The organism is Pseudomonas sp. CAN1, from assembly GCF_030462585.1.
Taxonomy (GTDB): Bacteria; Pseudomonadota; Gammaproteobacteria; order Pseudomonadales; family Pseudomonadaceae; genus Pseudomonas.
Map to the genome: position 1 here is coordinate 75,099 of NZ_JASMRU010000017.1, position 12,158 is coordinate 87,256.

12 protein-coding genes and 1 pseudogene are annotated in these 12,158 nt (G+C 66.0%); 10 read left to right on the forward strand and 3 right to left on the reverse strand.

The genetic code is table 11. The annotated features are described in order from the left end of the window. The first annotated feature begins 104 nt into the window (after positions 1-104). From QO207_RS20660 to phnX, 3 genes are all read left to right on the forward strand, one after another. Positions 105-1,400 (forward strand): MFS transporter, encoded by a 1,296-nt coding sequence (locus QO207_RS20660; RefSeq protein ID WP_301534187.1) that lies wholly within the window; start codon positions 105-107, stop codon positions 1,398-1,400. A gap of 56 nt (positions 1,401-1,456) precedes the next feature. Beyond that, positions 1,457-2,317 carry a LysR substrate-binding domain-containing protein gene (locus QO207_RS20665; RefSeq protein ID WP_192432974.1) on the forward strand — a complete coding sequence of 287 codons (861 nt, stop codon included), beginning with the start codon at positions 1,457-1,459 and terminating at the stop codon, positions 2,315-2,317. Between the two features lie 102 nt (positions 2,318-2,419). Beyond that, entirely contained in the window at positions 2,420-3,247 is an 828-nt protein-coding gene (gene phnX / locus QO207_RS20670) for a phosphonoacetaldehyde hydrolase (RefSeq protein ID WP_301534188.1), read from the forward strand. 678 nt (positions 3,248-3,925) lie between these two features. Here the strand turns inward: phnX and QO207_RS20675 are convergent. After that, positions 3,926-4,216 (reverse strand): DUF6021 family protein, encoded by a 291-nt coding sequence (locus tag QO207_RS20675; RefSeq protein WP_301534189.1) that lies wholly within the window; start codon positions 4,214-4,216, stop codon positions 3,926-3,928. Positions 4,217-4,668: 452 nt separating this feature from the next. On the opposite strand from QO207_RS20675, the gene QO207_RS20680 reads away from it, so the two are divergent. The 3 genes from QO207_RS20680 (at position 4,669) to QO207_RS20690 (ending at position 7,634) form a co-directional block, all read left to right on the forward strand. Next, complete coding sequence (locus QO207_RS20680) at positions 4,669-5,589, forward strand: LysR family transcriptional regulator (protein WP_301534190.1); 921 nt, start codon at positions 4,669-4,671, stop codon at positions 5,587-5,589. A 178-nt stretch (positions 5,590-5,767) separates the two neighbouring features. Further along, positions 5,768-6,748 carry an amidohydrolase family protein gene (locus tag QO207_RS20685; protein ID WP_301534191.1) on the forward strand — a complete coding sequence of 327 codons (981 nt, stop codon included), beginning with the start codon at positions 5,768-5,770 and terminating at the stop codon, positions 6,746-6,748. Positions 6,749-6,881: 133 nt separating this feature from the next. Beyond that, the gene (locus tag QO207_RS20690) at positions 6,882-7,634 is read left to right on the forward strand and encodes an isochorismatase family protein (protein WP_301534192.1); all 753 of its coding nucleotides are present in this window, start codon (positions 6,882-6,884) and stop codon (positions 7,632-7,634) included. Positions 7,635-7,757: 123 nt separating this feature from the next. On the opposite strand, the gene QO207_RS20695 is transcribed toward QO207_RS20690, so the two are convergent. Beyond that, positions 7,758-8,651, reverse strand: coding sequence for a pirin family protein (locus QO207_RS20695; RefSeq protein WP_301534193.1), 894 nt, complete (start codon positions 8,649-8,651; stop codon positions 7,758-7,760). A gap of 621 nt (positions 8,652-9,272) precedes the next feature. On the opposite strand from QO207_RS20695, the gene QO207_RS20700 reads away from it, so the two are divergent. Next, complete coding sequence (locus QO207_RS20700) at positions 9,273-9,554, forward strand: hypothetical protein (protein ID WP_301534194.1); 282 nt, start codon at positions 9,273-9,275, stop codon at positions 9,552-9,554. After that, positions 9,551-10,039: a hypothetical protein gene (locus QO207_RS20705; RefSeq protein ID WP_301534195.1), complete on the forward strand. Its 489-nt coding sequence runs from the start codon at positions 9,551-9,553 to the stop codon at positions 10,037-10,039. The genes QO207_RS20700 and QO207_RS20705 overlap by 4 nt, the downstream gene beginning before the upstream one ends. A gap of 42 nt (positions 10,040-10,081) precedes the next feature. Here QO207_RS20705 and ycaC read toward each other — a convergent pair whose 3' ends face one another. Beyond that, complete coding sequence (gene ycaC / locus QO207_RS20710; protein WP_301534196.1) at positions 10,082-10,708, reverse strand: isochorismate family cysteine hydrolase YcaC; 627 nt, start codon at positions 10,706-10,708, stop codon at positions 10,082-10,084. Between the two features lie 423 nt (positions 10,709-11,131). On the opposite strand from ycaC, the gene QO207_RS20715 reads away from it, so the two are divergent. Next, positions 11,132-11,509 carry an NUDIX hydrolase gene (locus tag QO207_RS20715; protein ID WP_301534197.1) on the forward strand — a complete coding sequence of 126 codons (378 nt, stop codon included), beginning with the start codon at positions 11,132-11,134 and terminating at the stop codon, positions 11,507-11,509. An 81-nt stretch (positions 11,510-11,590) separates the two neighbouring features. Further along, positions 11,591-12,133, forward strand: a pseudogene (locus QO207_RS20720) (hypothetical protein); the annotation flags it as partial. Positions 12,134-12,158 lie beyond the last annotated feature (25 nt).

The following is a 12,158-nucleotide window of genomic DNA, read 5'->3' on the forward strand; positions in this document are numbered from 1 at the left end:
CCTCACCGGGCGGCCCTGGCGGTCGCCTTTTCCTGTTGCACCGAAGAAGAGTGCCGACACGCCGAGCCTTGCGCCGGCGCGAGCGAACAAGAAGGAAAACCACCATGAACCGTGCCCAAACTCTGTCTGGCTCAGTTTCCACCGTTACCCCCTTCCGAATGGCCCAGTGGCGCATGCTGCTGGCCGCGATGTTCTGCTACCTGTTCTTCTACACCGGTCGCCAGACCTTCGGCTTCGCCATCCCCGGCATCCAGGCCGAATTCGGCCTGAGCAAGGAAACCCTCGGCTGGGCCTCCAGCGCCATGCTGTGGATGTACGCCATCGGCCAGGCCATCAACGGCAACCTCGCCGACAAGTTCGGCGGCCGGCGCATCATGAGCCTCGGCGCGGCGCTGTCCTGCGCGGCCAACTGGGTCACCAGCTTCGCCGGCGGCTTCGGCAGCCTGATCCTGCCGTGGGGCATCAACGGCTACTTCCAGGCCCTGGGCTGGGCGCCGGGCAGCCGCCTGCTGTCGAACTGGTGGAGCGCCGCCGAGCGCGGCAAGGTCTACGGCTTCTACGTGTTCGCCGCCGGCTGCGCGTCGGTGCTGTCCTACGTCACCTCGGTGATAGTGATCGACGTGATGCACCTGGAGTGGCGCTGGATCTTCCGCCTGCCGGTACTGCTGATGCTCGCCGGTGGCATCGTGTTCTACCTGGTGGCCCGCGAGCGCCCGCAGGACATGGGCTTCGAGCCACTGGCCGACACCGGCGTGGCCAACGCCGAGGACCGCGCCAGCGAAGCCGCCCACGGCGAGGAAGAAACCTCGACGCAGCGTTATCTCGCCGTACTGAAGAACCCGCGCCTGCTGGTGGCGGCGCTGTCGCTGGGCTTCCAGAACGCCGCGCGCTACGGGCTGATTGTCTGGGTGCCGGTGCACTTCCTCGGCGCCGACTGGCAGAAGGGCCAGAGCTTCATCGACCCGAAGTGGATCACCATCGCCCTGCCGGTCGGCATGGCCGTGGGCGCGCTGAGCAACGGCTGGGTCTCCGACCGCCTGTTCGGCAGCAAGCGCTACCGCGCGATCATGCTCTACATGGTACTGGGCGCCCTCACCAGCCTGTGGATGTGGAGCTTGCCAGCACACAGCGGCATCGGCCTGCTCGCGCTGTTCCTCTGCGGCTTCTTCGTCTACGGCCCGGCGTCGAGCTTCTGGGCGCTCTGCCCGGACCTGGTAGGCGCCCGTCGCGCCGGCACCGCCACCGGGATCATGAACTTCTCCTCCTACCTCTTTGCGGGTCTGGCCGAACCCCTGATCGGTCGCATGCTGGATACGACCGGCAATACTTCACTGATCTTCATCGTGGTCACCACGGCCTGCGTATGCAGCGCGGTGGTCGCCCTGTTCGTCCGCCGCTGAGGGCACGGCCATGCGGCAAGCCCTCGTGCCAGACGCCTCCCATAAAAAGAGAAGCCATGTACCAGTACCACAAGTGGTTGCGCTCCTTTCACGCCGTGGCCCGCACCGGCAGCTTCACCCAGGCCGCGGCGCTGCTGAGCGTCGGCCAGCCGACCATCAGCGAGCAGGTCAGCGGCCTGGAGAAGCGCTTCTCGGTCGAGCTGTTCCACCGGCGCGGCCGCTTCATCGAGCTGAGCCCGGCCGGGGAGCAGCTCTACGCCATCACCCAGGGCCTGTTCGGCCAGGAGGACGAAGCCTTGCAACTGCTGCAGAGCTTCCAGCAGCGCAAGCAGGGCATGTTGCGCATCGGCGCGGTGTCGCCGCCGATTGCCATGAGCCTGACCTACTCGCTGATGCAGCGTTACCCGCACATCGATCTGGAGACCTCGTTCACCAGCGAGGCCGGCACCCTGGAGCGGCTGTACAACTTCGACATCGACGTGGCGATCCTTGCCCTCTCCGAGTTCGACCAACGCCTGAGCACGCAGCTCTACCGCACTTGCCCGATCCTCGCGGTGGTGCGCGACGACCACCCCTGGGCGCAGCAGGAATCGGTCAGCGTGCAGGAGATCGCCAAAGAGCGCGTAGTGCTACGCGAGCCGGCCTCGCGTACTCGCCAACTGGTCGAGGAAGGCTGCCGCCGGCACGGCGTGGAGCTGGACTGCGCGATGCAGCTGAACAGCCGCGAGGCCATCGTCCACGCGGTGGTGCACGGCATCGGCGTGGGCTTCGTCTCCTCGGTGGAATACGCCGACCGACCGGGCACGCGCTCCATCGCCTTCGCCGAGGATCCGTTCCACATCAGCTACTTCCTGTGCTGCCTGGGCATTCGCCGCAAGCGGCCGATCATCGCCGAGTTGTTCGACTCCACGGCCTGATCCTCACCCCTAACAACCCCTGACACCGCGAGCCTGCCACCACGCCGGGCGGGCCGCGCTCATCTTCGATTCCACAAATAATCCCCTTACAGGAGCACCACCATGCACTACCAGCAACCCAAGCAACTGCAAGCCGCCATCCTCGACTGGGCCGGCACCGTGGTCGACTTCGGCTCCTTCGCGCCGACGCAGATCTTCGTCGAGGCCTTCGCCGAGTTCGGCGTGCAAGTCAGCCTGGAAGAAGCCCGCGGCCCGATGGGCATGGGCAAGTGGGACCACATCCGCACCCTGTGCGACCTCCCCGCCATCGGCGAACGCTACCGCGCCGCCTTCGGCCACCTGCCTACCGACGACGACGTCACTGCCATCTACGAGCGCTTCATGCCGCTGCAGATCGAGAAGATCGCCGAGCATTCGGCGCTGATTCCCGGTGCACTGGAGGCCATCGCCACCCTGCGCAAGGGTGGCCTGAAGATCGGCTCCTGCTCCGGCTATCCGGCGGTGGTGATGGAGAAGGTCGTGGCACTGGCCAAGACCAACGGCTATGTCGCCGACCATGTGGTGGCGACCGATGAAGTGCCGAACGGCCGCCCGCACCCGGCACAAGCCCTCGCCAACGTTATCGCCCTGGGAATCAACGACGTCGCCGCCTGCGTGAAGGTCGACGACACCTGGCCGGGCATCCTCGAAGGCCGCAGCGCCGGCATGTGGACCGTGGCGCTGACCTGCTCGGGCAACGCCCTCGGCCTGACCTATGAACAGTACCAGGCACTGCCGGCCGCGAAGCTGGACCAGGAACGCCGCCGCATCGGCCAGATGCTCGAAGGCTCCCGCCCGCACTACCTGATCGACACCATCGCCGAACTGCCGGCAGTGATCGCCGATATCAATGCGCGCCTCGCGCGCGGAGAAATGCCCCAGGCCAGCTGATCAATCACCAACTGACCTCGACGTAGGATGGCGTGGAGCGCAGCGATACCCATCACACCCGTGCACCATCGCCAGCATGGGTATCGCTCCGCTCCACCCATCCTACAGGGCGCTTCCCGGTCATCATCGGCGCGCTGATCAACAACCGGCCGCCCCCGACGCAGGATGGCGTGGAGCGCAGTCCGTAGGGCGCATAACGCGCCAGCGTTATCCGCCGCCGTCGCATCGGCGGATAACCCGTTCCGGGTTATGCGCCCTACGTAACTGGTGGGACTCCCTGTAGGAGCGGAGCTTCTCCGCGAAATCCCGGCGCAGCCGGGACAGCCAGCGCAAGGAGCACCGGCCTGGCGGCCGGATCGCGGACAAGGTCCGCTCCTACCTGGAAAATCCTGTGCCGACCTCAGCCCTCTCCCTCGCCCTGGCTGCGCGCCCCGCTCCGAAGGGAGAGGGAGCCGCCCGGTATGGCCGGGAGGCACGGAGTTCCGCCTGATGCCGTACAGTCCCCTCTCCCTTCAGGGAGAGGGTTAGGGAGAGGGAACCCCCCGGCAAGGATTTTCAGAAGAAGACAGTTGCTCCTACAGGGACGTGCCTCGCGCGATGCGATGGTGCCGACTGAAGCTGCAGCCCCCTCTCCCGCTTGAGGAGCGGCGCGTGCAGCCAGGGTCAGGGGCACCGGCTCTAATGCCGCGAATACGGCGGATATTTATCCCCTGGCACACGCCGCTGGCCCTGCGGATCGGGGCCATCCGTGGGGATGTGTGGCGGATGCGGCGGGTCGATCTGCGGGTCGGCGAGATCCGGGGAGTCCGGATCGAAACCCAGCTCCGGGTCGATCTGCCGCGAACCACCCAGCGGCCCCTGGCGCTGCGGGTAGCCGGGCAACCCGCGCTTGTCACCGGGGCCGGAGCGATTCGGCCAGCGCTCCGGCGCGATGGTCGGGCGCTGTCTGATTTCACCGTGGCCTTTCATGCTCACCTCCAGCGGTTTTATCCATGACCTGGCGGTGGACGCACAACCACCGTGAAGGTTTCAGTCGATCGCCAGACGGTGCTGCCCTCCCGCCGATGCCAGCCAACATCAGCCAACGCGGCACATGGATGCGGCGCGTCTGATCTTCAGCTTCAACTTTTCCCAATCCTGACGCCTGACGTTTCCTTCAGCCCCAATCACCGGCTACCCCGAATACAAGGAAGAACCTCGGCGGAAAGATGGAGCGACCTTTCTGATTTCCGTCAGACAAGCCGCGAACTTGAGCATTCCCACGTAAGAATCAGTAGTTGCCGACTGACCTGGGCGAACCACGACTGCCAGCATCCCCTCCCTGCACAGCCGGAATCTGCCGGCCTCCCCGAGTCCGGGCCACGAGCCCGCCGCCATCGAGCCCGGCTCGACGCGCCGGGGAGCGAGCAAGGAGATCTTTCATGCTGGACCTCAACGACCTGTACTACTTCTCCACCCTCGCCGAGCGCGGCAGCGTGACCGGCGCTGCTCAATCCCTGGGTATCCCCAAGGGCACTCTCAGCCGTCGCCTCAAGGCCCTGGAAACCCAACTGAACCTGCGCCTGATCGACCGCACCACACGACGCTTCGCCCTCACCGAGGCCGGCCGCAGCCTGGTCGGCTATGCACAGAGCGTCGTCGAGCAGGCCACCAATGCCGAATCCCACCTGCGCAGCCTCGGCGAACGGCCCTGCGGCGTAGTGCGCATGACCTGCCCGCAAGGCGTGCTGCGCATACTGCTGACCTCCCTGCTGCCCGAGTTCCTGGCGCGATTCCCGCAGGTCAGCGTCGAGGTGGTCGCCAGCGGGCGTCATAGCGAACTGATCGCCGAGGGGTTCGATATCGGCCTGCGCTCCCACGAACACGAGCTGGAAGACTCGTCGCTGGTCGCCCGGCGCCTGGCCACCCTGCCCATCGTCCTGGTAGCTCGGCCCGGCTATATCGACGCCACGACGGTGCTCGGGCCCGCTGAAATCCAGGGGCTGGACGGCCTGTGCCTGCAAACCCATGACGGGCCGTCCGTCTGGACGCTGCACAGCCAGAGCGGCGAGCGCACGACTCTGCAGCTGAACCCACGGCTCACCTCGGATGACTCCGCTCTGCTCAAGGAGGCCGCCATTGCCGGCCAGGGCGTCGCGGTGCTGCCACTCTTCACCTGCCTCGCGGAACTGGAGCTGGGGCAGCTGGAGCGCGTGCTGCCCGACTGGCACCTGGCACGCCGCTCGCTCAGCCTGATATTGCCCTCCTCGCGCGGCCTGATGCCCGCCGTCCGCGCGCTCGCCGACTTCCTTATCGAGCGCATCCCCAGCGCCATCCACTGTGCCCCCGGCTCGACCCACTGAGCCTGCGCTGATCCTCCCAGTGGCCTCGGCGCTCGCCAAAGCCACTCGCGCACTCGGATAAAAGCGAAGCCCCGGCGCAGAGAGTTTCGTTCGCGAAACTCTGCATTCCACAGCCTCCTCTTCTCCGCCCCGCCCGGCCCCAGCACAGTCAGCGCTCCCGTTTCAGGAGCAGCACCCGATGACCACTCCCCTGCAGGGCGACAAGGCCCGTCCACGCATCGACGTCCATGCACACCTCTGGTACGACGACTACCTCGACCTGGTGGAGCAATACGGCAACGTCGCCGCCGTGAAGACCAACCGCGCCTCCGGCGCAGGCCCGGCCCCGGAGCAGCTCGCCAGGCGTTTCGCGCAGATGGACGAGGCCGGCATCGACCTGCAGGTATTGTCCGTCACCCCGTCGGCGCCCCACTTCGCCCACCGCGAGAAGGCCATCGAAGCCGCGCGCCTGGCCAATGACCATTACGCCCGCCTCGTGGCCGAGTATCCGCAGCGCTTCCGCGCCTTCGCCGCCGTGCCCCTGCCGCATATCCAGGACGCCATCGCCGAAACCACCCGCGCCCTGGACGAGCTGGGCCTGTGCGGCGTCGCCATCACCACCAGCATTCTCGGCATGGGCCTGGACGACCCGCGGCTGGAACCCTTCTACGCCGAACTCGACCGTCGCGGCACGCTGCTCTACGTGCACTCTGCCGGGGTCTGCTGCGGCTCCGAGCTGATCAGCGGCAGCCGCATGGCCTGGAGCGTCGGCGCGCCCATCGAGGACACCGTGGCGCTGGTCCAGCTGATCCTCAAGGGCATCCCTAGCCGCTACCCGAACATCCGCATCATTGCCTCACACCTGGGCGGCGCCCTGCCGATGTTCCTGCCCCGGCTGGACCACAAGTACCAGGTGGAATCGCCCGACACCCCGGAACTGCCCAGCAAGGCCGCCCGGCGCCTGTGGTACGACACCGTCTCCCACGACAGCCCCACGGCGCTGCGCGCAGCCGCCGAAGCGCTGGGCGCCGACCGGCTGCTGCTGGGCTCCGACTACCCCTACCAGAGCGGCGACTACCTGAACCGCGCCGTGGCCTACATCCCCGAGACCCTGCCAGCCGCGCAGGCCGAAGCGGTGCTCCACGACAACGCCGCACGGCTGCTGCGCATGAAGCCCTGAGCAAGCGCCGCCGGAGCCCGTCACAGACAGGTTCCGGCGGCGTTTCCGCGATGAAACATTGCATTCCACAAGCGTGGCTTCTCCCTCCCCGGACCCGACAGCAGACTGCGCTCTCAATTTCTGGAGCTACCCCATGATCCGCAAACTGATTCGCCCATGCGCCATCGCGCTGGCCGTCGCCGCACTGAACATCGGTGCAATCACTCCCGCCATCGCTGTCGAGGCCGCCATGATTCCAGCTCAAGTTGCTGCCACCAAAATGCTCGACCGCAAGGACACCGTCCTGCTGCTGGTCGACCACCAGATGGGCCTGTTCACCGGCGTCCGCGACATCCAGGTCGACGAACTCAAGCGCAACGTCGTGACCCTGGCCAAGGCGGCACAGGCACTCGACATCCCCATCGTGATCACCAACACCATGCCCGATGGCGCCTGGGGCCCGGCCATCCCGGAACTGCGCGCGGCGCTGCCGAACGCCAAGATCATCGTCCGCACGGAAATCAACGCCTGGGACAACAAGGAAGTCGCCGAGGCCGTCCGCAAGACCGGCCGCAAGCAGGTCCTGGTCGCCGGTGTCTCCACCGAAGTCTGCGCCGCCTTCCCGGCGCTCTCGGCCAAGGCCGAAGGCTTCGACACCCGCGTCGTGCTGGATGCCTCCGGCACCTTCAACGACACCAAGCGCACCGTCGCCCTGAGCCGCCTGGCCATGGCCGGCGTACCGATCACCGACGTCGCCACCTCGGCGGTGGAACTGCTGCACAGCAACACTGACCCCAAGGCCGGTGAGGTCTACGGCATCCTCAACATTCCGTTCGCCACCCTGCTGTACCAGCTCGAAGGCGCCAAGGCCGAACAGGTCAAGGCCGAGCTGAGCAAGGCCAAGTAAGACGGCAACCACCTCCTGCCGGACAGGAAAAGGGCGACCCACGGGTCGCCCTTTTTCTATTTCCCTGGCGGACAACTGAAAAGGCCACCCAAAAGGGTGGCCTTTGCAAATCGGGCGTGACGATCAGCCCGGCATCTCCAGGGTTCCGAACTCACCGTTGCGGTAGGCCTCAATACGCTCCGCCATCTGTTCCTGGGTGTTCATCACGAACGGCCCGTATTTCACCAGCGGCTCCTTCAATGCCTCGCCGGCGAGCAGGGCGAAGTGCGCATCGCCACGCGCCTCGCTCATCAACCGCGCGGCTGCCTCGGCGCCACAACCCAGCGACTGCCCCGCCTGCAGCACCACTTCGCGCTCCCCCTGGCGCACCACGAGGCTGCCCGAGACCACGCAGATCATCGCGTTCCAGCCCGCCGCCAGGTCATGGCTGAGGTGCTGGCCGGCATCAAGGTAAGCATCCAGCAGGGTGAATGGACGCGGCAGCAGGGCGGGCGAACGCAGCCCGTGGGTTTCGCCAGCCACCACACGGACGCGGCAGCCCTCGGTGCGCAGTTCAGGCATGTCCTCGGCGTTCACATGCACCGCATAGGGCTCGTCGAACTTCATCGCCGCCGGCAGGTTCACGAAAATCTGCAGGGCGTGCACATGGGGGCTGTCGTCGCCCTCGGGCTGCTCGGTATGCACCGCACCGCGCCCGGCAGCGAACCAGTGCAGGTCGCCGGGGCGGATCGGCCCGAAGTTGCCCAGCGAGTCGTAGTTGTAGTGCACGCCACGGGTGTCCTCGAAGACGTAGGTCACCGCCGAGATGCCCGCGTGGGGGTGCGGCTCGAAGGTCGGCGAGGTCATGTGGAAATGATCGACCATCACCACCGGGTCGATCAGGCCGCTGAACTTGTCCTCGCTGAAATGCCGGGCGGTGAAGCCCTTGCCGAGCTTCATGGGACGGCCTTCGACGGCGGCCGAAAGGGTGGCCGCCGAGCTTGGCTGTCGGTCGCTGCCGGGCTGTGTGGAATTCATGGATCGCCTCCGGGGCTGAACAGATGCATAGGGTGGATTCCGGGCCGGGCATACGCTCGGCGCAATCTTCGTCGGCGACCCTATGCCGCCCGAGCACCGGCCGATAGCCAGGAAAACGCGCCACAGTGTTGCGCTGCGGAAACGGCGGCGGCCGCCCTGCGAGGAAATGAAGGTGCGCCGCGGAAAACACCCGACCGGTTCACGAAGTCGCCAGAAAGGACGGTCAGTGCGGGTGGCGGAGAAACGATATTTCCCACTCCCCATTAGCCTTGCGGGCCTACAAGCGCCGTCTCTAGCCTTTGTCTGCCGCAGTGCATCGCGGATGGGTGTAGGAACCCAGTTTTTAGAGCTAGAACAGCGGTAGCACTGTGGTCACGATTCACAGCAGTTGTCTGGTGAACTCGTGTTTCTATGGCGGCCGTGTAAGGAGGCTTCGGCCTGCCCGTTTTGGCTCTTGATGGGTTTCCTACCCTTGCACGGTCCGCCTCTCTACCTGTAGGAAGGTCGATTGGCGGCTACTTGGTCAATGGAACAAGAGAGCCGATATGCACTACCCCCCTTTCTCCCCCGAGCACCACCCTTTATCACGCCACTCTTCAGCCCTCCCCACGGAGGTGCCCCATGCGTGAATTCCTCCCCGTCCCCCTCACCGGCCAGTTCGGCGAGGAAGTCCTCTTCATCAACTCCCTGGCTCCGGCCGAACACCTGCGCGAAGCCGCCCTGCGCCGCCTGACGGCGGTCGAGGACTTGCTCCAACTGATCGAAGACGACCACGACAGCGGCCTGATCCGCGCGACCGCGCGCCTCGCCTCCGCCCTCGCCCCGCTGGTCAGCGAAGCGCGCCAGCTCTATGAACTGGCGCTGGAGCGGCCCGGCTACAAGGCGGGGCCGACCGAACGATGAACATCGACCAGGCGCTCGTTCACTACGACGCCGCGATGCGCGCCATCGAGTCGATGCGCCCGCTGCTGCGGCAACACCACGATCCCCTGCTGCTGAGCCTGCTGGCCAACGTGCAGGACAACCTGGAGAACGGCTTCTGGCTGGCCCACCTGCGGGTGCTGAGCAACATCCGGGAAATCCCGGCGACGCCCTATTGCCGGCGCATCCCGCTGACCCGCATGCAAGCCGGCAATCTCGACCTGCTGCGCGCCGGCATGCTCGAAGCGCAGAACAGCCTGGCTCCGGACGATCGCTCGGCCCCCTGGAATGCCCTGTTCAATGCCCGCCAGCGGCGTAGCGTGGGTGCCGAGCGGCAGTGCTTCGAGGCGGGCTACCTGATCCGTTTCTTCCAGTTGCTGCAGGAGGCTCGGCACGGCGTGCCGCAATGGTCGTTCGGCGCCCGCTGGATCACCCCGAGCCGCCGCCGGCACGGCTTTGGACCATGATTCGCCGGGCCGGCACACGGGGCCGGCCCGGCGAGCGCCACGCTACTTCTTCGCGGTCAGGGTGCTGTAGCTGGTGATCAGGTTGCGGTAGTCGGGGATGTGGTTGGAGAACAGCGCGGCGAGGCCTTCGATGTCGTTGCGCCAGTCGCGGTGCAGCTCACAGGCCACGCCGAACCAGGTCATCATCTGCGCCCCGGCGGCTTCCATGCGGCGCCAGGCAGCGTCGCGGGTGACCTCGTTGAAGGTGCCGGAGGCGTCGGCGACCACGAACACATCGAAACCCTCCTCCAGCGCCGACAACGCCGGGAAGGCCACGCAGACCTCGGTGACCACGCCGGCGAGGATCAGCTGCTTCTTGCCGGTGGCCTTGACCGCCTTGACGAAGTCCTCGTTGTCCCAGGCGTTGATGTTGCCGGGCCGGGCGATGTAGGGCGCGTCGGGGAACAGGTCTTTCAGCTCGGGCACCAGCGGGCCGTTGGGGCCGCTCTCGAAGCTGGTGGTGAGGATGGTGGGCAGCTTGAAGTACTTGGCCAGATCGGCCAGGGCGAGGACGTTGTTCTTGAACTTGTCCGGTTCGATGTCGCGGACCAGCGAGAGCAGGCCGGCCTGGTGGTCGACCAGCAGCACGGCGGCCTGGGTCTTGTCGAGACGGACGTAGGGCTTCCTCATGGCGCTTTCTCCTTGGATTGGCTCCTGTGGAAGGCTCCCAGGGCAGGAAGCCCGAAGGTGGCGCCCGGCACATGGCACCGGGCCGCTGCTGAGTCAGCGTGACTGCGCGCTCGCTCCCGTAGCGTCCGCCCTGCTGAAAAGGTCGAACGAAACGGCAGGAATCAAGCGTAGGCCATGGAAGCAGGTACGCCCGTACAGAAACTTCGCACTTACTCCGCAGGCACCGGTCCACCCTGCAGCACTTTCGAGTCGGGAACGAGTCGGGAAGATGACGGCCGATTCCTCAGAAATCCCCTACATACCTTTCCGCGACCGATCCTTACCATTTGTCGACAAAGTTTCAGTAACCAGTTCATCTGGTTGGGAATCTTCACGTAATGTCTAAGCTGAAATCTGTTGGAAGAACGTCGAGGAGCCACACCCATGGCTAAGAACCTGAAAGAGCGTGCAACGGTCATCTGCCGCCTCGACGACAAGATCCTCTTCGTGCGCAAGCCCAAGTCGAAATGGAACCTCCCCGGCGGCCGCATCGAGGCCGACGAACGCCCCGGCCAGGCCGCCACCCGCGAGCTGATCGAGGAAACCGGGCTGGCCATTGAGCAGATGAACTACGTGGCGCCGCTGGAGCTGTACCAGACGCTGCACTACGTGTTCGAGACGCCGGTCGACCCGGCGCAGCAACCCACCCCGCTGAACGAGATCGCCGATTGCCGCTGGTTCGCTCTGGAAGACATCGAGCGCCGCCGGATCAACAAGTCGGCGCGCCGCCTGCTGCGCAACTGCCTCCCCAAGGCAGGATGAACAAGGCAGGCTGACGCCGGTCGTCGATGCAGGTATCTTCAGCGCCTTCTGACTGAAAGCTCCTACATGAGTCCTTTTCCCATGCTTCGCACCGCGCTGCTTTTCTCCCTCACGCTCTGCTCCAGCCTTGCCCTCGCCCAGGTCGAGGTGAAACAGGTACAGAGCGCCAAGGTCGGCGCGGTACTGGCAGTGAAGATCAACGAGGACATCGCACCGGGCGACTACGAGCGGCTGTTCAAGGGCCTGCTGGCCAACCCCGGCAAATACGCACGCAAGGTGGCGCTGCTGGACAGCATCGGCGGCAGCGCGGCGGAAGCGATCAAGATGGGGCGTCTGCTGCGTGAATCCGGCTTCGAGACGCTGGTGCCGACCAACAATGTCTGCCAGGGCTCCTGCGTCTACCTGCTGGCGGCCGGCAAGCGCAAGACGGTGCGCGGCTATGTCGGCCTGCATCGGCCCTACTACCCTGCCGGCGATTCCTCGCAGGCCAGTGGCGGTTACGACGCACGCCGTTACCTGCGGGAAATGAATGTGCCGGTTGAACTGGCCGACACCATGCAGAGCATCGATCCACGCAGCATGCGCGTTCTCACTCCGGCGGAACTGCAGCGCTACGGTTTGTCCGCCGCGACGGCGCAGGTCAGCCCGC